This is a genomic window from Amycolatopsis sp. NPDC114503, assembly GCF_055633655.1.
Genome location: NZ_JBVKDT010000002.1, coordinates 258,157 through 284,074 on the forward strand (window position 1 = coordinate 258,157; position 25,918 = coordinate 284,074).

Sequence of the window (25,918 nt, forward strand, 5' to 3'; positions counted from 1 at the left end):
TCGCGAAGAGGAGTGAGTGGCCGGGAAGACACCTATCGTACTATTCCAGCCATGCCGCATCGCGTAGTCGTGCTCGCCCTCGACGGAGTCCTGCCGCTCGATCTGGGCATCCCCGCGCGGGTGTTCAACGAAGCCTGCGAACCGGACGGCACCCGCCTGTACTCCGTCACCACCTGTTCCCTCGGCGGAGAACCGGTGCGCACGCACGAGGACTACCGGCTCGTCGTCGAGCACGACGAGTCGGCGCTGGAGACCGCGGACACCGTCGTGCTCGCCACGCAGGAGCCCAGCGAGCACCTGCTCAAGACGGGCGAACTCCCCGCGGCAGTCGCCGCGGCCCTGGACCGGATCGGGCCGCGGGCCCGCATCGTCAGCCTGTGCACGTCGGCGTTCCTGCTCGCGGCAGCCGGACTCCTCGACGGCCGGCGGGCCACCACGCACTGGGCGCTGTGCGACGCCCTCGCGCGGCTTTTCCCCGACGTCGAGGTCGATCCGAACGTGTTGTTCGTCGACAACGGACGCATCCTGACCTCCGCGGGCGGAGCGGCAGGCATCGACCTCTGCCTGCACCTGGTCCGCCGGGACCACGGAACCGCAGTGGCTTCAGCCGCCGCGCGGCGCTGCGTCGTCGCGCCATGGCGGGAAGGCGGGCAGGCGCAGTTCATCGAGCACCCGGTTCCGCAGGACACCGGCCGTTCCACCTCGGCGACCCGGCAATGGGCGCTGGACCGGCTCGCCGAACCGATCACCCTCGACGAAATGGCCCAGCACGCGCACATGAGCGCGCGCACCTTCACCCGGCGGTTCCGCGGCGAGGTCGGCAGCAGCCCGCTGAAATGGCTGGCGCAGCAACGGCTCGCGCACGCCCGGCTGCTGCTGGAGTCGACCGACCTTCCCGTCGCGCGGATCGCGACCGCCTGCGGTTTCGGCGATCCGGTCGCCTTGCGCAAGCACTTCTACACCAATCTGGGCATGTCGCCTCTCGCTTATCGTCGTGCCCACCACGTGCCGGAGCTGTTGGCAGCACAGTGAAATCCGGTCCGTCGACCGGTAGGCTGAAACGTCGGGAAATCAGCGGCCCCTGGGGGGATTCGGTGGACTGGAGTCTCTACCCGGACATCGCCGAAGCCTCGTCGTTGCAGATCGCTCTGCAGCGCGAATTCGACCGGGCGGGCCACGACCTCGAGGCGCAGCTCTTGTCGTCGCCCGGGTGGCGCGACGTCGCCGCAGCAGTGCGCAAGGAAGACCGCAGCGTCGACGTCGGCATGGGCATCGAAGAACGCGTGTTCACCCTGCAGTTCTGGGCCTCCGGGCTTCGGCTGGCGCACGGGAAGACCGTGCGGCTGGCCTCCGTCGGCGAGTCGGTCCAGGTCTGGCTGAGCGGCGTTCCGGTCCGCCGGCTCAATGCCACGTGCCCCTTCGCGGAGTTCAGCCCCTGGTCCGAGGCATGCGAACGCGGCGAGGGCATCGAGTTCACCTGGCAGCAGTACCTCGCCGCCCCCTCGCAGGCATCTCGCCTGACGGCACTGCATTCGTTCCTCGCACACGCCGCCCGGCAACCGCGGCTCCGCGCGCTGTGTCCGTTCACCTCCCACGACAACCTCGGCTTCCGGCCCACGATCCGCTACACCGCCTCGGTGGGCCTCTGGATCGAGCCGCTGGGCGATGACCGCTACCGGGTGTACGGCCCGGGACGGAAGGAAGCCGGAACAGCCGACGCGGCGGGCAGTGTCGAACTCGCCCTGGCCGTCCTCGACGCGATCGCCCAGGAATAGCTCTCGGAGGCGCCGCGCTCGCGAACCGGCCGGCCATTCCCGCTCGAACCTTTCCGACATTCGTACGGCACTGCGGACATTCCCTACGAAAGTCGGCTCGGCGCCTCACGCGCCGAGAATCCCAGCACCGGCAAGGCATATCCCAATTGACCGGCGAATCCGGAACATTCCGTTGGTCCGTTTGGAGCATTGACGCTCCGATGCGCTGATCCTTTACTCGACTGTGTTCGGTCGCATACCCACCGTAAGCGGCCGGGCACGTTCCCTCTCCCCGCACCCATCGTCCTGCCTTCATGGAAGGAAGACCTCGATGCCCCATCGCGGATTCACGACGGGCCTGGCGGCTGCCGCCGGGCTCGCAATGACGCTCGTACTGCCGACGGCTCCGGCCGGCGCGGCCTCGGAAGCCCAGACCCTGTCCCCGGATGCGGCCGCCGCTCGCGCCGCTGACCAGGCGGTCGCCTCCGGGATCGCCGCGCTCAGCCGCGGTCCGGCGGAGGCATTCCGGCGCGTCGGCCTGACCGCGGGCGACGCCGGACTCTTCTACGGCGCCTACGAGCGCACCTACCAGGGCCTGCGGGTCGTGGGCGGGGACGCGGTCGTCGTCGCGGACGGCGCCGGGAACGTCCGCGGCACCAGCGCCGCGGAAACCGCGCCCATCGCCGTGGGGACGCAAGCTGTTCTCGACGCCGCGAAGGCCGTTTCCGCCGCGCGCACTCAACTGCCCACTGTGGACAGTGTGAGCGCTCCGGAGAAGGTGGTGCTGGCCGGGACGAATCCGAAGCTGGCCTACGAGGTAGTCGTCTCCGGGCGCACTGCCACCGCACCGAGCAGGCTGCACGTGTTCGTCGACGCCGCCACCGGCGCGGTGCTCGACAAGCGGGACGACATCAAGACCTTCGGCTCCGGAGCCAAGTCCCAGACCCAGCCGAACGCGGTGAACGCCGCAGGCACCGGAAACAGCTACTACGTCGGCACCGTCTCCCTCGACACGACGCAGTCCGGCTCCACCTACTCCCTGCGCGACCCCGGCCGTCCGGGCCTCAGCTGCGGCCGCGAGGGCGGATCCGTCTACAGCGGACCGGACAACAGCTGGGGCAACGGCTCGGGCACGAACCTCGAAACCGGGTGCGTCGACGCCCTCTTCAGCGTCCAGACCGAGTGGAAGATGCTGAAGGACTGGCTGGGCCGCAACGGAATCAACGGCACCGGCCGCGGCTACCCGGCGTCCGTCGGCCTGAACGACGTCAACGCCTACTGGGACGGGTCTTCGACGCACTTCGGGCACTCGCAGGACAACCGGCGCCAGGCCACCTCGATGGACGTCGTCGGCCACGAGTTCGGGCACGGCATCTTCCAGACCACCCCGGGCGGCGCGGGTTCCGGCAACGAGAACGGCGGCCTGAACGAGTCGACCGGCGACATCTTCGGGGCGATGACCGAGGCGTACGCGAACAACGCGAAGGACCGGCCGGACTACGAGGTCGGCGAGGGCGTCAACCTCGTCGGCCAGGGCCCGATCCGCTACATGTACAACCCGTCGAAGGTCGGCGACCCGAACTGCTACTCGTCGTCGATCCCCAGCACCGAGGTGCACGCCGCGGCCGGTCCGCAGAACCACTGGTTCTACCTGCTCGCCGAGGGCTCGAACCCGGGCGGCGGCAAGCCGTCCAGCCCGACGTGCAACAACAGCAGCGTCACCGGGGTCGGCATCCAGAAGGCCGCCAAGATCTTCTACAACGGCCTGCTGAAGAAGACCTCGTCGTGGAACCACCGGGCCGCCCGCAAGGCGACGCTGGAGGCCGCGATCGCGCTCTACCCGGGCAGCTGCACCGAGTTCAACGCCGCCAAGGCCGCCTGGAACGCCGTCTCCGTGCCCGCTGTCTCCGGCGAGCCGACCTGCACCGCGCGGCCCGCGCGCTGACCTGACGCGGCCGGGTCCCGCTTCTCGCCGACCGGCGGGACCCGGCCGCGCATCAGAGCTGCCGGGCAGTCCGAATCCCCGCTCCCCCAACCGAAGGAACGCATCGTCATGAAGTGGAAGACAAGACTCGGCGCCGGGGTCACCGCCCTGGTGGCCGTGCTGGGCGTCGTCACCGTGCCCGCGGCCACCGCCGCGCCCGCGTCGACGCTCGCCGCGCCGGACATCTCGCTGGCCAACATCAAGACGCATCTCAACCAGCTGCAGACCATCGCCCGCAACAACGGCGGCACGCGCTCGCCGCGCGGCGGCGGCTACGCGGCATCGGTGTCCTATGTGGAGAACCTGCTCAAGAACGCGGGCTACACCACGAAACGGCAGACGTGCACGAGCTGCACCGGCCGGTCGCAGAACCTGATCGCGGAATGGCCGCAGGGCGACGCGAACCAGGTCCTCATGCTCGGCGCACACCTCGATTCGGTGAGCGCGGGCCCCGGCATCAACGACAACGGTTCCGGCAGCGCGTCGATCCTCGAGGTCGCGCTGACGCTGGCCCGCACCAACCCGGCGATGGCCAAACGCGTCCGCTTCGCGTGGTGGGCCGACGAGGAGTCCGGCATGGTCGGCTCGCGGTACTACGTGAGCACGCTGTCGAGCACTGAGCGCGCGAAGATCAAGACCTACCTCAACTTCGACATGATCGGGTCGAAGAACTGGGGCTACTTCGTCTACGACGACGTCGCTTCGGTCAAGGCCGTCTTCGACGAGTACTTCGCCTCCGTCGGCATCGAGACCGAGGGAGACACCGAAGGCGACGGCCGGTCCGACCACGCGTCGTTCAAGCGCGCGGGCATCCCGGTCGGCGGCCTCGCGACCGGAGCCGGCGACATCAAGAGCGACGAACAGGCCGACAAGTGGGGCGGCACCGCGGGCGCACCGTTCGACAACTGCTACCACCGCGCCTGCGACACGACGGCGAACATCCCGGACACGCCGCTGGAGAAGAACTCCGACGCGATCGGCTACGCGGTGTGGAAGCTGGCCGTGGCCGCGCCTGTCGCGGCGGCTCATCGCTGAACCTGATCGGGCACCTGCTCCGGGCCGTCGCCGCGAGTGCGGCGGCCTGGAGCGTCCGGCTGCCCGGGATCGGCCTTTCGGACGAGGATCGGTTCGATCAGGAGCGGGCGGTGTCCCGCGATCTCGGGCAGGTCGAAATGCTCGAACGCGTTTCGCTCCAGATGCCACCGGACGATGCGGCGGGTCGACCCGTGGTACGGCTGGGAGAAGACCACTGTGCCGGGGGATTCCCACATCGGTGCGATCGACGGTGTATCGCTGGTGTTGCAGCCCTTGGGGAGCGGATAGTCGGCGGTGGTCCCGGCGGCCAGGTCGAGCACCTCCACAACGGGCGGGTCGTACCCGAACGAATACATCCGCGCGCCGCCCGGAACGAAGCGCCAGCGATGGGGTTCCGGCAACTCTCGCCGCTCCCCCGACGCGGTCAACACTGTTGCCGCCTCGGCTTCGTCGCGCACTTGAGCGCCGGAAAGCGGGTCGAGCTGGTGCAAAGAAGAGGCAAGCTCCACCGGTTCCTCGCCCGGCGTCCAGCGGGAAGCGGTGAACGTCCGGTATCCCGAACTGGTGGTGAAATAGACCGAGCCGTCGTGGATGCCCAGGACTTTCCGGGTCAGCTCCGGTGATTTCGGCAGGCTCCACGTTTTCCCCGCGGCCGCGTCGAAGACATGCACCTGGTCCCAGGTCCGCCGGCCGACGTGCGTTTGCACGCCCGCCAAGTACCGTCCGTCGACGCTGCGAACGGGCAGCATGTCCAAGTCCACCGGCACCTGGACGGCAGCACCGGCCCAGTCGATCAGCTGTCCTTGTCCTCCGGAGGCGGCGACGTAAATGCCTGCCACGGTCTCGAACGCGCGGTAGCGGTCGTCGCTCTCGACCCGGCCGAGGACCACGGGTTCGCCCGCGCGCCACACGACAACCGTGCCGTCGCCGGACACGAACCCCGCTTTCGGCGGCGAACCGGCCACAGTCGCGGGTTCCTCGCGGCGAACGACCTCGACCCGTCGGCGTGTCGGCCTAGTCGGCTGCGGCGGGCGAGGAAGCGCCGCGACGGTACCGTTCGCCCGGTGGATCAGCTTGTCGCTGACCGCATACTCGAGCAACGGCTCCATCGTCTCCTCCGGGACGGCCAGCAACTCGGCCAAATCCCTTGCCTGCGCCGGATTCGACCAGGCCGCGATGCTGACGAGATCGGCCGCGAGCCAAGCGTAGACGGCACGGACCGCGGCGGCGTCTATCCGGTTCGCCAGTTCGTCCGGGAGGTCGAGCACCTCCGTGGCCCGCCGCGGAGTTCCCGCCGAGTACCCGCCGGCGCCGTCCTCCACGAGCAGCCCTGCGGCGACCAGCAACGGAATCGTGTCCCGGCGCGTGCGCGGCGGGTCGACGCCCAACTGGGCGCACACGTCGTCCGACGGCTGCTCCTCGCCGGGCAAGGGCTCGTCCAGCCAGCCGTCCGGGCGCAGCATGCCGACGAGCGTGAAGTACCACGACACCTCGATGGTGTCGTACCCGAATACCTGCTGCCAGCCCGGTTCCTCCCGATGAATCGCCGGACGCGTGCGTTTGAGCCACCGCGGCGGTTCCCGGACCTCCTCCGGCCAGAACTGGAACAGCCAGACGTCGCCTTCCTCGCCGGCTTCCGCCGGTTTCCGGCACACCCGGACGCGGTAAAACCCTTTCGCTCCCAGACTCAGTTCCCCGCTGAGCGTGCCGCCCGTCAACCATCCCAGGCCCGCGATCCCCGAGCGGCTGCGAAAGGGCGACTCGACGATGTCTTCCCAGTTCCCGAGTCGCAGTTCCGGTGGCCCGTCGTGCGCTTCGCAGCGAATTGCCTGATAGAAGCGGCTGGCCGTGGCGTGCAGCCAGCCGTCGCCCGCTGTCGCGACTGTGCCGGACAGCGCCGCTGTCTCGTTTTCGCCGAGAAGTTTGTTGCCCAGCGCGGGCAAAGTCTCGTCGCGGTACACGTCTCGAAGCACGATGGTGCCGTATTCGGGCGAGTACTCGTCGTCCTCGCAGAACTCCAGAAGGGCCATGGCGAGAAAGGTAGCGGCGGGCACCGACAATTTCGGCGCCCGCGGTGTCTCGGCGGGACGGCACCGGGGAGTCCGATGTGGTCAGTACTACGTCATTCGCCGGAAAACATCGAGGAGAGAACGGAATTCCGCTCTCAGCAGAGCAATCGGCGAAGGAAATCCCGGTACGCCTCATGCGGAAACTGGGCACACCTCCACCGCCGAACCAGGTCGATGTCGGTCAGCGAGCGCTGCAGTTCCCGCGACGGGGCGCTCACGCAAAGCCCGTCCCTGATCGGGCAACCCGGCGCGGGATCAGAAGAAGCCGTCTCGCTGCACCGGCGCGGGCCTCGGGTCGTACCCGAGGTCCGTGCTGATCGCCGCGGCGGTTTCGAGCAGCACCGGAACGGTTTCCTTGCGCAGCCGCTCCGGGGCGAACCGCCCGGTGGTGGTGGACGAGGCGAGCGCCGCGACGACCGCCCCGGTCCGGTCGCGCACCGGGGCCGACGCGGACAGCAGGCCCTCCTCCAGCTCTCCGTCCACAATAGACAGCCCGGCGTCGCGCACCGCGGAAAGCTCGGTCCGCAGCTCCGCCGGCTCGGTGACGGTGCGCGCGGTGTACGACCGCAGCGGCACCTCCTCCAGGTAGCGGGTGATCCGCTCCGGGCCCGCCCACGCCAGCAGGACCCGGCCCATCGAGGTCGCGTGCGCGGGCAGCCGGGTGCCGACCGCGACGTTGATGCTCATGATCCGCCGCACCGGCACCCGCGCGACGTAGACCGCCTCGTTGCCGTCGAATTCGGCCAGCGACGCGGACTCCCCCGTCGCCTCGGCCAGCCGCAGCAGGTGCGGATGCGCCAGGTCGATCATCGCCCGGGTCGCCGTGTAGTGCTGGCCGATGGTCAGCACTCTCGGGGTCAGCGACCAGCGAGGTCCGTCGCTGGTCACGTAGCCCATCCGCTGCAGGGTCAGCAGCAGCCGGCGCACGGCCGGGCGGGACAGGTTCGTCGCCGTCGCCAGTTCGGTGAGCGTGGGGTTGGTGCGCTCCTCGTCGAAGGCGAGCAGCACGGCGAAACCGCGCTCCAGGCTCTGCACGAAGTCGCGTTCGTTTCCGGCTGACGTCACGCTCCGCAGTATTTCACCCGCTCCGGTACCGGCCTTGACCTCCGCCGCCTCCTGATGCATCCTTCCTCTCACTGCACGCATAGCGTTCACTTCGTACGCATAGCGTACATCGCACGAGGAGGTGCGAGATGACGGTTTCGTCCCGCGAGCTGCGCGACGCGTTCGGCCGGTTCGCCACCGGGGTCACCGTGGTGACCTGCCGCAGCGACCGGGGGACCCCGCACGGGGCCACGGTCAACGCGTTCACCGCGGTCTCGCTCGAACCCGCGTTGTGCCAGGTCACGCTGACCCGGCAATCGAAGGCCTGCAGCTACCTCGACGGCGCCGCGTTCGCCGTCAACGTGCTCGGCGCGGACCAGGCAGACACCGCCTGGCACTTCGCCGGACGCCCGGCCGATCCCGGGCCAGAGTGGGCCGAAGGGCCGGTCGCACCGGTCCTGGTCGGCTCCGCCGCGGTGTATTCGTGCCGCCCGTGGCGAACCTACGACGGCGGCGACCACCTGATCGTGGTCGGCGAAGTCGTCGACATCGCCGTCGAAGACCGGCAGCCGCTGCTGTTCTACGCCGGCGCGTTCCGCGAACTCGGCCCCCGCGAGACCGGCACCCACTGGGGCGGCTCGCTCGACTGCCCCGAGGCGGGCTGGTTCGGCGCCTCGACCACGTTCACCCCGCTGCGCCCCCACGCGGCTTGACCGCCCATCCGAAAGGACATCCCGATGACCATCCAGCAGGACCGCTCCGAGGCAGCCGCCCCCACCGCTTCCGCGCCGATGACCGGCGACGAGTACATCCAGTCCATTCAGGACGGACGCGAGGTGTGGATCTACGGCGAGCGCGTCAAAGACGTGACGACGCACCCGGCTTTCCGCAACCCGGTGCGGATGACCGCCCGGCTGTACGACGCGCTGCACTCGCCCGACACCCGCGACGCGCTGACCGTGCCGACCGACACCGGCAACGGCGGCGTCACGCACCCGTTCTTCCGCAGCCCGCACACCGTCGACGACCTGCTCGCCGACCGCCGCGCGATCGAAACCTGGTCGCGGATGACGTACGGCTGGATGGGCCGCAGCCCCGACTACAAGGCCAGCTTCCTCGGCACGCTCGGCGCGAACTCCGACTTCTACGCGCCGTTCGAGGACAACGCGAAACGCTGGTACAAGGAGTCGCAGGAAAAGGTCCTGTACTGGAACCACGCGATCATCAACCCGCCGGTCGACCGGAACCTGCCGCCGGACGAGGTCGGCGACGTGTTCATGAAGGTCGAGAAGGAGACCGACGCGGGCCTGATCGTCTCCGGCGCGAAGGTCGTGGCGACCGGTTCGGCGATCACGAACTACAACTTCATCGCCCACTACGGACTGCCGATCAAGAAGAAGGAGTTCGCGCTCATCTGCACGGTGCCGATGGACGCGCCGGGCGTGAAGCTGATCTGCCGCACCTCTTACACGCAGCAGGCCGCGGTGATGGGCAGCCCGTTCGACTACCCGCTGTCCTCCCGGATGGACGAGAACGACACCATCTTCGTGTTCGACAAGGTGCTCGTGCCGTGGGAGAACGTGTTCCTCTACGGCGACATCGAGAAGATCAACGGGTTCTTCCCGGTCTCCGGCTTCATCCCGCGCTTCACCTTCCACGGCTGCATCCGGCTCGCGACGAAGATCGATTTCATCGCCGGTCTGCTGCTCAAAGCGCTGGAAATCACCGGCAGCAAGGACTTCCGCGGCGTGCAGACCCGGGTCGGCGAGGTCGTCGGATGGCGCAACACGTTCTTCGCGCTCGCCGACGCGATGGCGCGCAATCCGGACGAGTGGACCAACGGGACGCTGCTGCCCAAGCTCGACTACGGCCTGACCTACCGGATGCTGATGATCCAGGCCTACCCGCGGATCAAGGAGATCATCGAATCCGACGTGGCCAGCGGCCTGATCTACCTCAACTCGCATTCGGTCGACTTCAAGACCCCCGAGGTGCGGCCGTACCTGGACAAGTACGTGCGCGGCTCCAACGGCTACGAGGCGGTGGACCGGGTCAAGGTGATGAAGGCGCTGTGGGACGCGGTCGGCTCCGAATTCGGCGGACGGCACGAACTCTACGAGCGCAACTACTCCGGCAACCACGAGAACGTCAAGGCGGAGCTCCTTTTCGCCGCCGAGGCCCAGGGCACCACCGAGTCGATGAAGGGACTGGCCGAGCAGTGCCTGTCCGAATACGACCTCGACGGCTGGACCGTGCCGGACCTCATCGGCAACGACGACGTCTCGTTCCTGAAGAAGCGCTGACCGGCCCGCCGCGGCGCCCCCGCATCCCCCGGGGGCGCCGCGGTTCCCAGCACCGCTGTCCGGTCTCGGGAGGTTCGCGTGAGCAAGGTTTTCTGGCACGGCACCGCCGAGGTGCCGGACGGCTGGGGCCGGTCCGTCGTCGCGCTCGGCGTTTTCGACGGACTGCACCGCGGCCACCAACGGGTTCTGGACCACGCGGTGCGCCTCGGTCGCGAGCGCGGCGCACCGGTGGTCCTCACGACCTTCGACCCGCATCCGGCGACCATCGCCGGACGCCCGCGCGACACGACACCGGTAGCGACGGTGGAACACCGTGCTGAACTGGCCCGGCGGCACGGTGCCGACCACGTGCTTGTCCTCCCGTTCACCGAATGCCTCGCGCGTACACCCGCCGAGGACTTCGTCGCGGACGTCCTGATGCGCGCCCTGCACACCACCGCTGTGGTCACGGGCAGCAACTTCCGGTTCGGTCACCGGGGAGCCGGGGACACCGCTCTGCTGCGGAAGCTCGGGCCTGCCTGCGGTTTCACCGCGCACGCCGTCGACCTGCTTCCCGGCTGTTCCTCGACGCTGGTCCGCACGCTGGTCACCGCGGGCGATCTCGTTGGCGCCGCGGCGATTCTCGGCCGTCCGCACCGCGTGCACGGGACTGTCGCGGGCGAAATCGTCACCCCGCGCACCACGCTGTTGCCGCCGCCGGGGAAATACCGGGCCCGCACCCCGTACGGGGACCGGACGGTCGCGGTGGATGCCGGTGTGCTGCTCGCCGACTTGCCGGACGGGCCGACCGCGGTCGATCTCGTCGACGCGGGGTGACCTTCCGGACGCCCGGGTTTCAGCCCAGCCGAGGGAACAGCGCGCGGGCGTTCCCGGAGTCGATCGCGCGGCTTCGTTCGGCGGTCAACCCGCTTTCGGTGTCCAGGATTTCGGTGAACCGGGTGCCCACTTCCGTTGGCGCGTAGGGGAAGTCACTGCCGTAGAGAATCCGCCCAGGGTCGGCGAACCGGGCGAGCGCCCCGAACGCGTACTCCCCCGACGACAACGCCGTGTCCCAGTAGAAGCTCCGGAACCGCGCCAGGAGTTCCTCAGCGGCAGGCCCGGCAGGCTCCAGCGCGGCCTGGATCTGACAGAACCGCAAAGCCGCGAACGGCACGAAACCGCCCGCGTGCGAAAGGATGATCCGCACGTTCGGGTACCGTTCGGCGATCCCGTGGAACACCATGTGCACCGCGTTGCGGGTGGTGTCGAACGGATAGTCCACCAGCGGCCCCGGAATCCCGGGAAGCAGCGGGACGAGCGGATGCGCCGGATGGATGAACACCACCGCGCGATGCCGGTCCAACGCCTCCCACAGCGGCGCGTAACGGTCGTCGCCCAGGTACACCCCGTCGTAATTGGACAGCAGCACCACGCCGTCGGCCTGGAGCGCTCCGTACGCGTGATCGACCTCCGCGACCGCGCCGTCGACGTCGGGCAGCGGGACGGTGGCGAACAAACCGAACCGGTCTGGGCGTTCCCGCACCAGTTCGGAAGTGTATTCGTTCACACGGCGGGCCATGTCGCGACGCGCCGCGCCGGCCCAGCCCACGACGCTCGGGGCGGTGAGCGACAGTACGCTCGTGGCGATGCCGTTGGCGTCCATGAACTTCAGGTGGTCGTCCGGCGTCCACGGCGGCAGTGCCCAGCCCGACGGGTCGCCGCCGTGCTGTGCGAGGGCCTCGCCCCAGAACGGAGGGACCAGGTGGGTGTGGACGTCGATGCGTTCGCGGTCGGTCATGCCTCCACGGTGCGCCGCGAGCGGTGCGCCCGGGAGGGGCAGAATCCGATCCCCCTCCCCCGGAGTCCTCGCTGATGGCGCGCGATCCCCGGCTCACCCAGCTCGGAGCGTTCCTGCACGCCCGCCGCGACGAGGCCCCGCCGCCCGCCGCAGCCGATCCGGGACGGCGGCAGGTGCCCGGTCTCCGGCGTGCCGAGGTCGCGGCGCTGGCCTTCGTCAGCGACGAGTACTACACGAGGATCGAGCAGGGCCGGGTCCTGCCGAGCACCGACGTGATCCGCCGCGTCGCCGAGGCGCTCGGGCTGGACGCCGACCAGACGCGGTACGCCCTGGACCTCGTCGCCGCCCCCGCCGCCCCTCCGGAGAACCCTGAGCCGAGCGATCCGCTGCGCCGCCTCGTCGAGACGATGGGCGAGGTGCCCGCGCTCCTCGTCGGACCGGCGACGTCGATCCTGGCCTGGAACTCCGCCGCCGCCCGGACGCTGACCGATTTCGGCGCGGTGCCGCCGGAGCGCCGCCGGTTCGTGCAGATGCTGTTCGCCGATCCGGTGCTCCAGAGCCGGTTCGCGGACCTGGAAGCGATGCGCCGCACCGTGATCGGCATCGTGCGCGCGAGCACCCCGGCGGGCCCGCCGACCGGGGACTGGATCGACGAACTGCTCCGCACGGACCCCGGCTTCAAAGCCCTGTGGGAACGCAACGACGTCGTGCTGCCGCACACCCATCTCCGCGTGCGGCTCCGTCTGCCGGGAGGCGTCGAGGAGCCGGTGGACCAGGTGGTGCTGCAGGTGCTCGACGATCCCCATCAGCGGCTGATCGCGCTCGTCCCGGCCGGGTAGGGAGCGGTTAGCGACCAGAGGGCTGTCTCGTCGACCGGCACCGCGTCGACGCCGTCGTCGCCCCATCGCGCGCCCTCGTCGCAATCCGCCCACAGCAGCCTGGTTCGCCAATGCAGTGCGGCCTCGTACGTGATGCCCATCGCGCCGTGCAGCTGGTGTGCGGTTTGGGCGATGCGCGGGGCCACAGTCGCGGAGACTTCCCGGGCGGTGGACAGCGCGAAGGCGAGTGCGCCGTCGTCGCCGAAAAGGCGGTTTCTGGCCTCGTGCGTGACCGTTTCCAGTTGCCGGACATCGACTTTCAGCTGTCCGAGTGTGGTGCGCACCGCCGGGATGGCGGTCAACGGCTTGCCGAACTGGACGCGGTCGGTCACGTACCGCCGGGCTTCGGCGACCGCGCCTTGGGCCGCGCCGAGCATCTCTTGGTGCCGGAGGACTTCGGACAACGCGGTGAGCCGCAACGGGATTTCCGTCGGCGGTGCCAGAGAATACGGCCGGTCCGCGAGATCTCGTCCGGCTTCGTCGAACGCGCTGCCGTCCGCGGCGACGTGGACGTCCGCGACCGGCGCCCAGATTCCTTGTGCGGCAGGGTGCACGGCGATGGCGTCCACTGTGGACAGCGGAGTCTTCGCCGCGGCGCGGGCGACCAGTGTCTGGCGGAGCGGGAGCGCTATCCCGCCGCGCCCGAGGGCCGTGACCGCACCGCAGGCCGCATCGACGAGGTCTTGCTCCGGTGCGTCGGTGCGGAGGTCGTCCAGGATGGTGGTCCAGCCGAGTCCGGCGGCGATCCGCCAGTGCTCGCGCGGGTCGCCGGGTCGTTCCCAGCCCGCGATCACCTCGCTGACCGAGGCGTCCAGGTCGGCTTCCAGAGTGTGCGTGGTCATCAGTTGTCCCTAGCGATCATCGACAGCATGACTGGGGCCGCGCCGCCCCGCAGGCCGGAAGCGGGTGCGGCGGCGAGGGCTTGGTCGTAGAGCGCGCGGACCTCCGGAGCGGCTCGCGGCATGAGCGGCCGCGCCCAGTCGATGACGCTCAGCTCGAACTGGTGGCCGAGGTATTTGCTCGTCGCCGCGCGCACGACGGGCGAGCCGCCCGCGTCGAGCACCTGCGCGGTCTCCAGCACCCAGGCTCGCAGGATCTGCAACCGCGCGGCCAGTGCGCGCAGTTCACGCCGTGCGGTGCCGTCGGCGAGCCCCGCGTCGAGCACGGCGGACAGCAGCGGATAGGTCGAGAGGAACCGTTCCGGGCCGCCCCGTTCGAACGCGAGCTGCCCGACGACCTGCCGCCAGCCCTCGCCGACGCGGCCGATCGCCCACCGGCCCGGGACGGCCACCTCGTCCAGGACGACCTCGTTGAAGTGGTGTTCGCCGCGCAGGTCCAAGATCGGCGTGACGGTGATTCCCGGGGAATCCGCCGCCACGACGAACTCCGTGAGCCCGTCGTGGCGGTCGGCTTCGCGGGAGGTGCGGGCCAGCACGTACAGGTGGCTGGCCCGGTGCGCGCCGCTGGTCCAGATCTTGCGCCCGGTGATGCGCCAGCCGTCGCCGTCGCGGACAGCGGACGTGCGCAGCGACGCCAAGTCCGAACCGGCGTCCGGCTCGCTCATGCCCAGCGCGAAGGTGCACTCCGCACGTGCCAGCGGCGGGCAGAATTCCTCCTGCAGCTCGGGACTGCCGTGCCGGAGCAGGGTCGGCCCGATCTGCCGTTCTCCCACCCAGTGCGCGGCCAGCGGAGCACCGGCGCGCAGCAGTTCCTCGGTGACGGCGAGCCGGTCGACGGCAGTGCCGCCACCGCCGCCGAGGCGTTCCGGCCAGGAGACGGCCAGCAGCCCGGCTTTGCCGAGTTCTCGGCTGAAATCCAGGTCGTAGGAGCCCGCCCAGGAGTCACAACGCGGCGTGAACGGATGGGCGGCGAGGAAATCCCGGACGCGGCAGCGAAGGTCTTCGGTCATCTGGCTCACTCTCCGAGGTAATGCGCCGGGCGCTTGCCGACGAACGCCGCGAGCGCTTCGGCGGAGTCGGCGGTCGCCTGGACGACGGCTTGGTGCGAGGCGATCAGGTCCAGCGAGGTCCGCAGGTCCGCGTGTTCTCCCGCCCGCACCGCGCGTTTGATCAGCTCGACGGCCACCGGCGGCCGGGAGGCCAGCGTTCCGGCGAATTCCCGGGCTCGCGCCGGAAGCTCCTCGTGCGGGCAGGTCTCGTCCGCCAGTCCCCAGGCCAGCGCCTGGTCCGCGTCGACGAACTCGCCGGTCCACAGCAGCCGCAGCGCCCGCGACCGGCCGACGATCCGCGGCAGGTAATGGCAGCCGCCGTCGCCGGGGACGAGGCCGACCCGCACGTACCCTTCCGAAAAGCGGGCGCGTTCGGAGGCGATCCGGTAATCGCACATCAGGGCCATGTCCATGCCCGCGCCGACCGCCGCTCCGTTGACAGCGGCGATCAGCGGTTTGGCCAGGTCTTCCGCGGCCATGGCCACCGGGTGCACGTGCTCGGTCATCAGCCGCCTGCTGCCCAGCGGGGTGCGGGGCCGGCCGAGATCGCCGAGATCGGCCCCCGCGCAGAAAGCGTCGCCGGTTCCGGTGACGACTACGGCGCGAACCTCGTCGTCTGCTTGGAAAGCGCGGTACGCCTCGGCCCAGGCACGCAGCATTTCGCCGGTGAAGGCGTTCTTCTGCCGCGGCCGGTCCAGGACGATCCAGCCGACGCGGTCTTCGACGCGGACGTCGAGGCCGGGTGTGGACGTCATCACGACTCCTTCCTGATGGTGAAACGGGTTTCCGCCCAGACGGGGCTTCGGCGTTCGAGGAAGGATGCGATCCCCTCCCCTGCCTCGGCACTCTCGCCGAGGCGCGCGGCGAGCTCCGCCAGCTCGTTCGCGTGAGCGCCAAAGAACCGCCGGGTTTCCGTCGTGGTCAGGTGCTTGGCGACGGCGAGTGCCCCGGGCGCGGCGGAGCGCAGCCCGGCGAGCACCGGTTCGAGTGCCTCGTCGACGTCGTCGGCGGCGAGCGTGATCAGGCCGATGCGGGCGGCTTCGGCGGTGTCGAAGCGTTCTCCGGTGAGGTAATAGCGAGAGACGGCGCGCGAATCGAGGCGCGGGAGCACGGTGGTCGACAAGACGGCCGGGGCCAGCCCGAGGCGCACCTCGGCGAACGCGAAGCTCGCGGCCGGGCTCGCCGCGACGATGTCGCACGCGCCGAGCAGTCCGAGCCCTCCCGCCCTGGCGTGCCCGGTCACGCGAGCGATCACGGGTTTCGGCATCTCGACGACAGTGCGCAGCAGGCTGGTCAATCGCTCGGCGGTGAGGCCGGTGCCCGCGCGAGCTTCGGCAAGGTCGATGCCTGAGCAGAAGGTCTCGCCGGTGTGCGTGAGCAGTACCGCGCGGACGGCCGGATCCTCGGCCGCGCGGCTCAGCTGTGCGGTGAGTTCGGCTACCAGCCGGACCGACAGGGCGTTGCGGTTGTGCGGCGAGTCGAGGACAAGGGTGGCGATTCCGCCTTCGTCGGTACGCCTCATGCGGCACTGACGCTTTCCAGAGAGAATGCGGGCAGCCGCCGCTGGTCTCGCTCCGGATTGATCAGCACCGTGCCCACGACCGCTCCCACCAGCAACAGCGCGCCGCACACCCCGAATCCCGCCGCATAACCGTTTCGCGCGGTGAGGAAGCCGCCCATCACCAGCGGCGCGAACACTCCCGCCGAAGTGGCGACGGCGGTCGTCGCGGCGGTCACGGCGAGGCGGCGCTCCGGCGGGACCAGTTCTCCGATGAGCAGCCACACCATCGGATAAAATGCGCTCGGCAGGCCGAACGCGAGCGTGATCAGCACGATCGCCGTGACCTTTTCCGTATGCGGGAAGAGAATCATCGCGGCTCCGGAGACGGCGAGCAGCGCCATCCCGGGCAGGCAGTACGCGCGGCGGCTGCCCGCTCCTCGGCGCCGCCGCCTCGTGGAAACCGCGCCCATCGCCACGATCACGACGGTCGCGAGCAAAGACGGCAGCGCGGAGAGAGTGCCCGCCTGCTGAGGCCCGATCCCGAGCCCGGAAGACAGGTAGCGGGGCAGGAAACCCAGCGCGGTGGTGGTCGCCCAGAAGGCGACGAAACCGGTGAGGATCGCGCCGAGCACTGTTCCCGACCGGAAAAACACGCGGTACGGCACCGGTTCGCGGCTCGCTCCGGACGGCCCGGCCGGCTTGGAGTACGGACCGTCGTTCGCGAGCAGCAGCCACGCCGCCGCCCACACCGCCGAAAGCGCGAACAGGACGCCGAACGCGGTCCGGTAGCCGAAGTCCGCGATGATCCAGCTGAGCAGCGGCGCGCTCGCCACGACGCCGAGGGTCGGTCCAATGTGGACCAATGCGTTGGGGAGGGCCCGGTCGCGCGTGGGAAACCAGCCGTAGACGGTGTGCGTCGCCGCGGGCACCGCCGGCCCTTCCGCCGCGCCGAGCGCGATCCGCGAAGCGATCAAGGCTCCGAAGCCGAGCCCGGCCGCCATGGGCAGCGCGGTCAGTCCCCAGACCAGGGCGAGCACGGCCATCACGCGGGTCGTGCGGCGCTTGGCGGCGGCGAAGCCGACGACGATGCCGGAAACGCTGAACAGGAAATAGAAACTGGACTGGACGAGGGCGTAGTGCTCCTCGCCGAGACCGAGGTCTTTCATGATCGGCTCGGCGGCGAGCCCGACCACGGTCTTGTCCGCGTAGTTGATCAGCAGGAACAGCAGCACGAGCGCGGTGACGGCCCACGCCCGCCCGGGGCGTGGGGCAAGGGGTTCGGATGAAGCCATGGGTTCTCCTCGGGACGACGGCGTTGTCGTGGGGACGGGCCGGGTTCAGCCGAGACGGGCCGGGTCGAAGCCCGCTTCGGCCAGCACCTGCTCGGTGTCCGCGCCGACGGGCGGGAAATGCCGGTAGATCCCGGGCGGAGTGCGGGAGTAGCGCACCGGCGGGGCCACGAGACGGCAGGCGCCCTCGGTCGGGTGCTGCACCGTCCGGACGAGACCGCCTTGCCGGGCGTACTCGCTCTCGGCCGCCTCCTGGAGGCTGTACACGGGATGCGCGGGAATGCTGACGCGGTCGCAGAACTCCTGCCACTGCGCGGAAGTGAACTGCGGCGTGAGTTCGCGAACCTGGCCGTACAGGTCGTCGGCGTGCGCGACGCGGGCCGGCATGCTCGCGAAGCGCGGGTCGGCGGCGAGTTCGGGACGGCCTGCACGGGCGAAGAAGTCGCGCCAGTTGCGGTCGTTGTAGGGCAGGATGCACATCCACCCGTCCGCCGTGCGGCACGCCCGCCGCTGCTTGCTCAGCACGCGCGGGTAGCCGTAGCCGGGTTCCTCCGCCGGTTCCAGCGAGGCTCCGGCGAGGTGCTCGACGAGGTTGAACGCGATCATGGTGTCGGCCATCGGCACCTCGACGTGCTGGCCCTCGCCGGTGCGGTCGCGGTGGCGCAGCGCGGCCAGCACGGACTGGACGATGAACAGGCCGCACACCTTGTCCGCCAGCACGGTCGGCACGTAGTACGCCTCGCCGGTGACCTGTTCGTTCAGCCAGACCAGACCGGAGGCGGCCTGGAGGATGTCGTCGTAGGCGGCGTTGTCGCCGAGCGCGGAATCGCTCCGGAACCCCTGCGCGTTCACGTAGACGAGCCCGGGAAGGCCGGCCGCCAGGTCGTCGTAGGCCAGCCCGAGCCTGCGCAGCGCGCCCGGCCGGACGTTGGTGACGAACGCGTCGGCGGTCCCCAGCAGCGCGAGCAGCGCGTCCCGCCCGGCTCCGGTCTTCAGGTCGAGGCACACGCTGCGCTTGTTGCGGTTGAAGTTCAGCGCCGCGCCCGCCATTCCGGGGTGCCGGCGCGGCTCGAAGTGCCGGGTCGGATCCCCGCCCGGAGCCTCGACCTTGACGACGTCCGCGCCGAGGTCGGCCAGCTGCGCGCCGGCGTACGGGCCCATGATCACGGTGGCCAGTTCGACGACCCGCACTCCGGTCAGCGGGCCCGTCGGCTTCCCGTCGTCCACCTCGCCAGGCGACATCCCTCGCACCTCCTGTGCTCTCGGCTGCTGCACTCAGTCAAGACGAGGTCATTCATCTGCCGCCAATACTTCTTGACCCGTTATCCATATGCTTGGGGATATGGATCTGACGACTCGCCTGCTGGAGCAGTTCGTCGTGCTGGCCGAGGAGGAGCACTTCGGACGGGCCGCCGAACGCCTTTCGATGAGCCAGCCGCCGCTGAGCCAGGCGATCCAGCGCCTCGAACGCGGCCTCGGCGTGCGGCTGCTGGAACGCAGCACCCGCGCCGTGCGGCTGACCGCGGCCGGCGCCGCGTTCGCCCGCGACGCCCGGCATCTGCTCGAAGCCCAGCAGGCCGCCGTCGGCCGCGCGCGGCGGATCGCCGACGGCGCCGAGGGCGAACTCCACCTCGGTTTCATCAGCGGCATTTCCTACACGTTCCTGCCGCACGTGCTCCGGCTGACGCGGGACCGCTTTCCCGGGCTGCGCCTGCACCTGCACCAGAACACCTCGGCCGAACTGGCGTCGATGGTCCGTTCCGGCAGGCTCGACCTCGCCTTCGTGCGCGGCCCGCTCGCCGACCCGGACGGCCTCGACCTGCGCACGGTGGCGGCCGAACGGCTCGCCGTCGCGCTGCCCGCCGGACATCCGCTCGCCGGGCGCACCGCTCTGCGACTGGCCGATCTCGCGGGGGAAAACTTCGCCCTGCCCTCGCTGACCGCACTGGCCGGGCTTGCCGAACAGGTCGCCGCCGCCTGCCGCGCCGCCGGTTTCGCCCCGCGCGACGGCGCGCGGGCGGACAGCCTGCCCGGCTTGATCAGTCATGTCGCCGCGGGAAGCTGCGTGTGCCTGGTGCCCGAACAGGTGCCCGCCGGGGCGCTGCCCGGGGTGGTGTTCCGGACGCTGGAGTCCGCGCGCCGGGACGACAACCTGGCACTGACCGTCGTCGCGGCCGTCCGTGCGGGACAACGGGATCCGGCCGTGGAACGGGTTCTGGCCCTGGCACGGGATTCCGCGCCTGGCTGAGCCCGCCTTCGCTCAGAAAAGCGTCGCGGGCTCGACCGGCTCCGGCTCCGGCAAGGCGTCCAGTTCAGGCACCAGCGCCCGCACGTCGTCGTGGAACCGGCGGGCGAGCGCCGGTGCTTCGTCGTTGTCGGGAGTGTGCAAGAAAACCGTCGGCGAACGGCCCTCCCGCAGCCAGCCGGCGACCACCTCGGTCCACGGCCGCCATCCCTCGACGGTCTCCTCCACCGAGTCCCGGCCCAGGTAGCGGACGACCGGCCGGTCGGTCAGCGCCCGCGTCCGGCGAGGCAGGCGCGGCTTCTTGCCCCAGGCGTCCTGCTCCGCCTCGCTGGTCGGAGGGCTCTGGAAAAAGACCGTGGTGTCGAACGGCACCCACTCGGCGTCCGCGGCGCCGAGCGTCCCCTCCAGCAGCGACGTCGCGCTGGCATCGGCGAAGAACTCGGGATGCCGCACCTCCACGGCGCGCCGGAGATTCGCCGGGAGGCGGCGCAGGAAACGGCCGAGCGCGTCGACGTCGGAGGGGCCGAACGAGCCGGGCACCTGGGTCCACAGCACCGCCCGCTCGCCGAGGGGTTCGATCGCGTCGAGGAACGCCCGCATCTCGGTCTCGACTCCGGCGAACCGGCGTTCGTGCGTGACGGTCTTGGGCACCTTCACCACAAACCGGAAGTCCGGACCGGTCTGCTGCGCCCACGTCTCGACGGTGGCCCGGGCGGGCGTCGCATAGAAGGTGGTGTTGCCTTCGACCGCGTTGCACCAGCCGGCGTAGGCCCGCAGGCGCTCCTTGGCGGGCAGCGACTGCGGCAGGAACCGCCCCGGCCACGCCTTGTGCGTCCACATCGCGCAGCCGACATGAAGACGTGCCACTTCTCGTCCGCTCCCCTCTCTCCCCAGGGGAAATTACTACCCGGGCGCGGCTATCCGTGGGTCCGGGGCCGGTAGTCGCCGTACTGCTGGCGCCGGGCAGGCCCCCGGCGGCGGAGCAGGTGTGCGGGCACGTAGTGGCTGACCGGCCGCGACCACTGGTCGTCGGCGGTGACGAGCTGGTAGGTGACCCAGCCGAGCAGCCCGCCGTCCTCGCGGCGCGCCCATTCGAACAGCAGCCCGGGATGCTCGGTCTCGATCCGCAGCCCGGCCCGGTCGCGCGGCGCGAGGAGTTCGGTGCCGAGCACGAGCAGCTTGCGCACGCCCACCCACACCGGAATCGGCGGGTCCACTCTCCGCACGGTCGACGGCCACTCGCTCACCTCAGGTCACTCGCTTCCACGCTCCGGGCAGCCCGCGGTTCCCGGCGACCCGAGAGGGGAGTCGAACATGTGTTCGCATGGAGTGTCAACTTGGACTGGACCGCGGGTGACCGGCGTCTCGGGACGACAGGCGGCAGGCGGCACGGCCCGCTGCACTCGTTTGCCGCGCCGGTGTGGCTGAGCGCTTCAGGCGGCCGGTCGGACACGCTTGCCGGTCGCAGGGAGATCAGTCATCGCGACGACGGAGCGCGTGGCCGAGCGTTCGTTGCACCCGCCGCAGGATCTTGATCGTCTGTTCGTCCGAGAGGCCGGTCGTGATCGACCAATCACGGCCAGACCCGAACACGTCGCTGACGAACACGATTTCAGCAGCGCCCGTCCTCCCAGAGATCCGCCACGCTCCTGAAGCCCATCGCCACCGCGAAGGCTTCAGTACAGCTCGCCGGGCCGCCCCATTCGCCCCCCGACACAGGACGTCACGTTCGTCATCAGCCAGCTCGACCGACACCAGCTTTTCACCGTTCACCGACAAATCATGGCCTGTGCGGCCAAGAGCAGCGTTCGATGGAACGCGAGCGGCGCCGGCTTCGGGACAAGTCACAAACCGCCGCAGAGATCTTCGTGTTTTCGCCGATGACGCCGGGACGGGCCGCTGCTTAGCATCGTCGGGGCAGAAGCCCGGGTGACCGAACGGGATCGAAGGGGATTTCGTGATGACCAACGCCGCAGAAGCCGTTCGCCTTGACCCGTCGGACCCGGCTTTCGGAGCCGACCGCCACGCGGTCTATCGCCGTCTCCGCGAGGCCGCCCCGGTCGCGCGGACCGCGGTCAACGGGCAGGCTTCCTGGCTGCTCACCGGTTACGCCGAGGTCGAGAAGGTCCTCAAGTCCCCGGCGAACACGGTGCAGCCGCGCCCCGGCGAGTTTCCCGCGCACATCGGCTCCGGCCCGGCGTCGGAGTTCTACCGGTTCTCCCTCCCGAACGTCGACGCGCCCGCGCACGCCCGGCTGCGCAAGCTCGCGTCGCCCGCGTTCCAGCCGCGGTCGGTCAAGCGGATGCGGGCGTGGGTGGAGGAGATCGTCACCGGAGGGCTGGACGAACTGGCCGGGCACGACGGCGTGGTCGACTTCGTGCGGGAGTACGCGATGAAGATTCCGGCGCTCATCGCGTGCCGGCTGCTGCACGCGCCGCTGTCCGACGCCGCAACGGTTTTGGAGCGCATGCCCGGCCTCAACGCCGTCCTCAGCCAGGGCGACATCACGCCGGAACAGCTCGCGGAGGCCGACGCGACGGCCCAGTTCTATTTCGACTACATCGGCGACATCGTCGACACGCTGCGCGGAAAGCTCGACGAGGACGATCCGGTCGGCGCACTGCTGCTCGCCGAGGCGGACGGCGAGCGGCTGTCGCGAACGGAACTGGTCGTGACCCTGGTCGGGTTCTTCGTGGCCAGCTACCACACGACGATGGTCGCGATGACGAACGCGGTCTACGCGCTGGCCGCGAACAAAGACCAGTTCCGCGAGCTGGCCGACGACCCGGCGCTGGCGAGGGCGGCGTGGGAGGAGAACCTGCGTTTCGAGGCCCCGGTGCATTTCGTGTGGCGCTACGCGGGAGCAGGCCTGGAACTGGCCGGAATCCCGATCCCCGAGGGGGACCATCTGCTTCTCGGGCTGGCCGCCGCGAACCGCGACCCGGCCCGGTTCGAACGGCCCGACGCGTTCGACCTGCGCCGCCCCGACAACCGGCATCTCGCGTTCACCGCGGGCGGGCACTTCTGCCTCGGCGCGCCGTTGTCCCGACTGGAGGGAGAAATCCTGCTGCGCGAACTGCCGCGGCGGCTGCCGGCACTGGAATTGTGCGACGCCGAACCGCCTCGCACGACCGATCTGACCTTCGCCATGATCTCCCGGCTCGACGTCGCACTGCGGGGCCGGTGATGGCCGGCCGATGGGGCCCCGGCGGCGCGCAGTGCGCGGTCGCGGTCACGTTCGACCATCTCGGCGAAGCAGCCGAGATCCAGCTCGGTTCGGCCCGGCCGACAGGCGATCACCACAGCGTGACGCGAGAGCTTCCGGCCTTGCTGACGATGCTGGCGGCGCATCAGTACTCCGCGACATTCTTCGTTGAGGCGTGGAATTTCCGGCAGTACCCGAACGCGGTGCGCGCGATCGCCGAGGCAGGCCACGAGGTCGGCTGGCACGGCTGGCTGCACGAGCCTTGGCACCGGTCGTCTGCGGAGGAGATCGACGAGTCCATCCGGCTGAGCCTGGACGCCTTCGCCGAGCTCGGCATCCGCCCGCGCGGCGCGCGGCCGCCGGCGGGACTGCTCGGATCGCACTCGATCGACCTCCTGGCCGAACACGGCTTCGACTACGTCTCGCTCGCCGGAACGGCCTTCGGGACCGCGGTCGGCGACGCGGCGAGGCTTCCGCTTCTGCCGTATCTCTGGCACGGCGTCGACGGCGCCTACTACGTTCCCGGTTTCACCCGGCTCCGCCAGCCGCCCGGCGACGAGCCGGTCGGTCCCGACGGGCTCCTCGACGGCTACGCGGCGATCGTGGACGACACCGCGGCCGCCGGCGGCTGCACAGGGCTGATCTTCCATGTGCCGTGGCAGGACAGCCCCGATCGGGTCGCGGCGATCGGGACGCTGGTGGACAGGCTGGCCGCGGACGACCGCGTCTGGCTCGCCCGGGCCGACGAAATCGCGGACTGGGTCCGGCGCCATCCGGCGGACTTCCCGGCCGCCGCCCACGCCGACCGGGCGCCGGCATGGTGAGCGAGGCGTCCCGGCCGAGGCTGTCGGCGGTGCCCGGGCCCGCGGACCGCGACCGGTTCTGGGCGTCGGTCGAGGACACGCTGGACGAGCTGGCGCGGGGGCTGGTGGCGCGGATCCGGGCCGAACTGCCGTCCTACGCGCGGCTTCCGGAGGACGAGCACTTCCGGAACGTCCGGGCGCTCTACGGGACGATGACGCGCAGCCTCGCCGCCGGATCGCCGCCGGATCCCGAAGTGCTGCAGTCGATCCGCGCCTCCGCCCGGCGGCGCGCCTACTACGACATGCCGGTGTACGACGTGCTGGCGGCTTTCCATTACGCGCACCGGGATTTGTGGGAGGCGCTGCGGCGTTCGGAGCTGGCTTCGGAGGCGCTGCTGGTCGAACTGGTCGGCCCGATGGCGCACTGGTCGCAGGCGATGAGCCAGGCGGTGGTGGACGCTTACGTGGCTCAGCAGGGCGGCCGCGAGCAGCACGAGCGGGAGACGAGGGCGCGCTTTTTCGATCTCCTGCACGCGGACGGGCCCGGCGAGGGCATCGCCGACGTGATGCGCGAACTCGCCTTCGACCCGGACGGGGAGTTCACCGTCCTCGTCGCGGGGAGCCGCCGGTGGCCGCGCGAGTCCGTCGACGCGCTGCAGCGCGCGGGACGGAGGATCACCGGGGTTCTGCACGTCGACGCGAGGGCGGGGCTGATGACGGTCGTGTCCCAGGGCGCGGCGATCGACGACGTCGTGGCTCTCGCCGCCGAGGTGGGCGGCGAGAATCGGCCGCTCGGCATCGGGCTGGCCAGAACGGGGCCGGCCGGGATCCGGCTCGGCCTCGGCGACGCCGCGCGAGCACTGCGGCTCGCCGAGGCCGACGGCCGCGCGGCGGTCCGGTTCGAGACCGAATGGTTCCGGGCCACGGTCCCCGATCTCGCCCCGCTCATCGGCCCCCTCGTCGAACCGGCGGCCCGGATCGCGCGCGAGCAGCCCGATCTCGCCGACGCCGTCGTCGCCTACGCCGAGTCCGGATTCACCTTGCGCGGGACCGGATCCGCGCTCGCGCTGCACCCGAACTCCGTTTCGTACCGCCTCTCTCGATGGCACCGGCTCACCGGCCTCGACGTGCGGTCGTTCACCGATTTGGCGCTGTCGTTCGCGGCCGTCACCGAAGCCAGGAGGAACCCGTGAAGCTCGTCAGTTTCGGACCGCCCGGAGCCGAGGAACCGGGGGTGCTGGTCCGGCCGGACGCGATTCTTCCCTTGCGCGGAGCCTTTTTCGCCGGAGGATGGAGCGAACTGCTGTCGCGCTGGCCGGTCGCCGAACCGCTGGTGCGGTCCGCCGTCGCCGGGCACACCGGCGCCGACCTGATGCCGCTGGCCGGGACGCGGCTCGGACCGCCGGTGCCCCGGCCCGGCACGGTCATCGCGATCGGCTTCAACTACCCCGCCCACGGCGGCGAAGTGCTCGGGGCACGGCCCGCGGGCGAGCCGGTCGTGTTCCTCAAGCCCGCCAGCAGCGTGTGCGGCCCGGCCGACGCCATCGTCTGCCCGCCGGAGACCCGCCAGCTCGACTACGAGATCGAACTCGCCGTGGTCATCGGCCTTGGCGGGCAACGGATCCCGCGCGCCGAAGCGCCGAAGCACGTGGCCGGGTACATGGTCGCCAACGACGTCACGGCGCGGGACATCGCCTTCGGCGAGGGCGCCGGCCATCCGCTGCTGTTCCAGATCGCGCGGGCGAAGGGGTCCCCTTCGTTCTGCCCGACCGGGCCGTGGCTGGCGACCCCGGACGAGTTCGACCCCGCCGGCGCCGGGCTGCGGCTGTGGGTCAACGGCGAACTCCGCCAGCGGGACTCCACCGCGGGCATGGCGGTCGGGGTCGCAGGGCTGATCGAGTCGGTCAGCAGGTCGATGGCGTTGCGCCCGGGGGACGTCCTGCTGACCGGCACTCCGCCGGGCTGCGGCTTCCAGCTGGACCCGCCCCGTTTCCTCGCCGGCGGCGACGTCGTCGAGGCCGAGATCGACGGGCTCGGCCGCATGCGCTCCCCCGTCGTCGAGCACTCGCTGGAGAGGATCTGA

Annotated in this window: 25 protein-coding genes; 13 read left to right on the forward strand and 12 right to left on the reverse strand. The window is 70.5% G+C overall.

Translation table 11 applies throughout. The features are described from left to right. Positions 1 to 51 precede the first annotated feature (51 nt). The 4 genes from ACZ7OI_RS09030 (at position 52) to ACZ7OI_RS09045 (ending at position 4,773) form a co-directional block, all read left to right on the forward strand. Positions 52 to 1,032, forward strand: coding sequence for a GlxA family transcriptional regulator (locus ACZ7OI_RS09030; protein ID WP_470263631.1), 981 nt, complete (start codon positions 52 to 54; stop codon positions 1,030 to 1,032). Between the two features lie 62 nt (positions 1,033 to 1,094). Continuing rightward, positions 1,095 to 1,775, forward strand: a complete 681-nt coding sequence (locus ACZ7OI_RS09035; RefSeq protein WP_470263632.1) for a DUF6193 family natural product biosynthesis protein — start codon at positions 1,095 to 1,097, stop codon at positions 1,773 to 1,775. A 310-nt stretch (positions 1,776 to 2,085) separates the two neighbouring features. Next, positions 2,086 to 3,699: a M4 family metallopeptidase gene (locus ACZ7OI_RS09040; RefSeq protein WP_470263633.1), complete on the forward strand. Its 1,614-nt coding sequence runs from the start codon at positions 2,086 to 2,088 to the stop codon at positions 3,697 to 3,699. Positions 3,700 to 3,807: 108 nt separating this feature from the next. Then, positions 3,808 to 4,773, forward strand: a complete 966-nt coding sequence (locus tag ACZ7OI_RS09045) for a M28 family metallopeptidase (RefSeq protein WP_470263634.1) — start codon at positions 3,808 to 3,810, stop codon at positions 4,771 to 4,773. On the opposite strand, the gene ACZ7OI_RS09050 is transcribed toward ACZ7OI_RS09045, so the two are convergent. Further along, the gene (locus ACZ7OI_RS09050; protein WP_470263635.1) at positions 4,764 to 6,803 is read right to left on the reverse strand and encodes a hypothetical protein; all 2,040 of its coding nucleotides are present in this window, start codon (positions 6,801 to 6,803) and stop codon (positions 4,764 to 4,766) included. The two genes, ACZ7OI_RS09045 and ACZ7OI_RS09050, sit on opposite strands and share 10 nt — an antisense overlap. Positions 6,804 to 7,097: 294 nt before the next feature. Further along, entirely contained in the window at positions 7,098 to 7,916 is an 819-nt protein-coding gene (locus tag ACZ7OI_RS09055) for an IclR family transcriptional regulator domain-containing protein (protein WP_470264300.1), read from the reverse strand. Positions 7,917 to 8,035: 119 nt separating this feature from the next. Between ACZ7OI_RS09055 and ACZ7OI_RS09060 the strand changes: the two genes are divergently transcribed. The 3 genes from ACZ7OI_RS09060 to ACZ7OI_RS09070 all read left to right on the forward strand — a co-directional run bounded on the left by ACZ7OI_RS09060 (position 8,036) and on the right by ACZ7OI_RS09070 (position 11,005). Continuing rightward, positions 8,036 to 8,599, forward strand: coding sequence for a flavin reductase family protein (locus tag ACZ7OI_RS09060; protein ID WP_470263636.1), 564 nt, complete (start codon positions 8,036 to 8,038; stop codon positions 8,597 to 8,599). A gap of 24 nt (positions 8,600 to 8,623) precedes the next feature. Then, positions 8,624 to 10,189 (forward strand): 4-hydroxyphenylacetate 3-hydroxylase family protein, encoded by a 1,566-nt coding sequence (locus ACZ7OI_RS09065; protein WP_470263637.1) that lies wholly within the window; start codon positions 8,624 to 8,626, stop codon positions 10,187 to 10,189. Positions 10,190 to 10,267: 78 nt separating this feature from the next. Further along, entirely contained in the window at positions 10,268 to 11,005 is a 738-nt protein-coding gene (locus tag ACZ7OI_RS09070; protein ID WP_470263638.1) for an adenylyltransferase/cytidyltransferase family protein, read from the forward strand. A gap of 19 nt (positions 11,006 to 11,024) precedes the next feature. On the opposite strand, the gene ACZ7OI_RS09075 is transcribed toward ACZ7OI_RS09070, so the two are convergent. After that, positions 11,025 to 11,966 carry an amidohydrolase family protein gene (locus tag ACZ7OI_RS09075; RefSeq protein ID WP_470263639.1) on the reverse strand — a complete coding sequence of 314 codons (942 nt, stop codon included), beginning with the start codon at positions 11,964 to 11,966 and terminating at the stop codon, positions 11,025 to 11,027. 74 nt (positions 11,967 to 12,040) lie between these two features. On the opposite strand from ACZ7OI_RS09075, the gene ACZ7OI_RS09080 reads away from it, so the two are divergent. Then, entirely contained in the window at positions 12,041 to 12,805 is a 765-nt protein-coding gene (locus ACZ7OI_RS09080) for a helix-turn-helix domain-containing protein (RefSeq protein WP_470263640.1), read from the forward strand. Here the strand turns inward: ACZ7OI_RS09080 and ACZ7OI_RS09085 are convergent. The 6 genes from ACZ7OI_RS09085 to ACZ7OI_RS09110 are packed head-to-tail and all read right to left on the reverse strand — an operon-like array spanning position 12,772 to position 18,824. Then, complete coding sequence (locus ACZ7OI_RS09085) at positions 12,772 to 13,686, reverse strand: acyl-CoA dehydrogenase family protein (RefSeq protein WP_470263641.1); 915 nt, start codon at positions 13,684 to 13,686, stop codon at positions 12,772 to 12,774. The two genes, ACZ7OI_RS09080 and ACZ7OI_RS09085, sit on opposite strands and share 34 nt — an antisense overlap. Beyond that, on the reverse strand, positions 13,686 to 14,753 hold the full coding sequence (locus ACZ7OI_RS09090) for an acyl-CoA dehydrogenase family protein (RefSeq protein ID WP_470263642.1): 1,068 nt from the start codon (positions 14,751 to 14,753) through the stop codon (positions 13,686 to 13,688). The genes ACZ7OI_RS09085 and ACZ7OI_RS09090 overlap by 1 nt, the downstream gene beginning before the upstream one ends. 5 nt (positions 14,754 to 14,758) lie before the next feature. After that, positions 14,759 to 15,547 carry an enoyl-CoA hydratase/isomerase family protein gene (locus ACZ7OI_RS09095; RefSeq protein WP_470263643.1) on the reverse strand — a complete coding sequence of 263 codons (789 nt, stop codon included), beginning with the start codon at positions 15,545 to 15,547 and terminating at the stop codon, positions 14,759 to 14,761. After that, entirely contained in the window at positions 15,547 to 16,314 is a 768-nt protein-coding gene (locus ACZ7OI_RS09100) for an enoyl-CoA hydratase family protein (RefSeq protein WP_470263644.1), read from the reverse strand. The genes ACZ7OI_RS09095 and ACZ7OI_RS09100 overlap by 1 nt, the downstream gene beginning before the upstream one ends. Then, positions 16,311 to 17,585 carry an MFS transporter gene (locus ACZ7OI_RS09105; RefSeq protein ID WP_470263645.1) on the reverse strand — a complete coding sequence of 425 codons (1,275 nt, stop codon included), beginning with the start codon at positions 17,583 to 17,585 and terminating at the stop codon, positions 16,311 to 16,313. Before ACZ7OI_RS09105 ends, ACZ7OI_RS09100 begins: the two co-directional genes overlap by 4 nt. Positions 17,586 to 17,630: 45 nt before the next feature. After that, on the reverse strand, positions 17,631 to 18,824 hold the full coding sequence (locus ACZ7OI_RS09110) for a CaiB/BaiF CoA transferase family protein (RefSeq protein ID WP_470263646.1): 1,194 nt from the start codon (positions 18,822 to 18,824) through the stop codon (positions 17,631 to 17,633). 100 nt (positions 18,825 to 18,924) lie between these two features. On the opposite strand from ACZ7OI_RS09110, the gene ACZ7OI_RS09115 reads away from it, so the two are divergent. After that, on the forward strand, positions 18,925 to 19,830 hold the full coding sequence (locus ACZ7OI_RS09115) for a LysR family transcriptional regulator (protein WP_470263647.1): 906 nt from the start codon (positions 18,925 to 18,927) through the stop codon (positions 19,828 to 19,830). A 12-nt stretch (positions 19,831 to 19,842) separates the two neighbouring features. On the opposite strand, the gene ACZ7OI_RS09120 is transcribed toward ACZ7OI_RS09115, so the two are convergent. From ACZ7OI_RS09120 to ACZ7OI_RS09130, 3 genes are all read right to left on the reverse strand, one after another. Continuing rightward, positions 19,843 to 20,667, reverse strand: a complete 825-nt coding sequence (locus tag ACZ7OI_RS09120) for a DUF72 domain-containing protein (RefSeq protein WP_470264301.1) — start codon at positions 20,665 to 20,667, stop codon at positions 19,843 to 19,845. 77 nt (positions 20,668 to 20,744) lie between these two features. Continuing rightward, complete coding sequence (locus ACZ7OI_RS09125; RefSeq protein ID WP_470263648.1) at positions 20,745 to 21,044, reverse strand: hypothetical protein; 300 nt, start codon at positions 21,042 to 21,044, stop codon at positions 20,745 to 20,747. Between the two features lie 256 nt (positions 21,045 to 21,300). Continuing rightward, positions 21,301 to 21,600 carry a hypothetical protein gene (locus ACZ7OI_RS09130; protein WP_470263649.1) on the reverse strand — a complete coding sequence of 100 codons (300 nt, stop codon included), beginning with the start codon at positions 21,598 to 21,600 and terminating at the stop codon, positions 21,301 to 21,303. A gap of 187 nt (positions 21,601 to 21,787) precedes the next feature. Here ACZ7OI_RS09130 and ACZ7OI_RS09135 point away from each other — a divergent pair, with 187 nt between their 5' ends. From ACZ7OI_RS09135 to ACZ7OI_RS09150, 4 genes are read left to right on the forward strand one after another with little or no spacing between them, the layout of a single operon-like run. After that, positions 21,788 to 23,014, forward strand: coding sequence for a cytochrome P450 (locus tag ACZ7OI_RS09135; RefSeq protein ID WP_470263650.1), 1,227 nt, complete (start codon positions 21,788 to 21,790; stop codon positions 23,012 to 23,014). Further along, positions 23,014 to 23,856, forward strand: coding sequence for a polysaccharide deacetylase family protein (locus ACZ7OI_RS09140; protein WP_470263651.1), 843 nt, complete (start codon positions 23,014 to 23,016; stop codon positions 23,854 to 23,856). Before ACZ7OI_RS09135 ends, ACZ7OI_RS09140 begins: the two co-directional genes overlap by 1 nt. Positions 23,857 to 23,885: 29 nt before the next feature. Next, complete coding sequence (locus ACZ7OI_RS09145) at positions 23,886 to 25,028, forward strand: RsbRD N-terminal domain-containing protein (RefSeq protein WP_470263652.1); 1,143 nt, start codon at positions 23,886 to 23,888, stop codon at positions 25,026 to 25,028. Next, positions 25,025 to 25,918 (forward strand): fumarylacetoacetate hydrolase family protein, encoded by an 894-nt coding sequence (locus ACZ7OI_RS09150; protein ID WP_470263653.1) that lies wholly within the window; start codon positions 25,025 to 25,027, stop codon positions 25,916 to 25,918. Before ACZ7OI_RS09145 ends, ACZ7OI_RS09150 begins: the two co-directional genes overlap by 4 nt.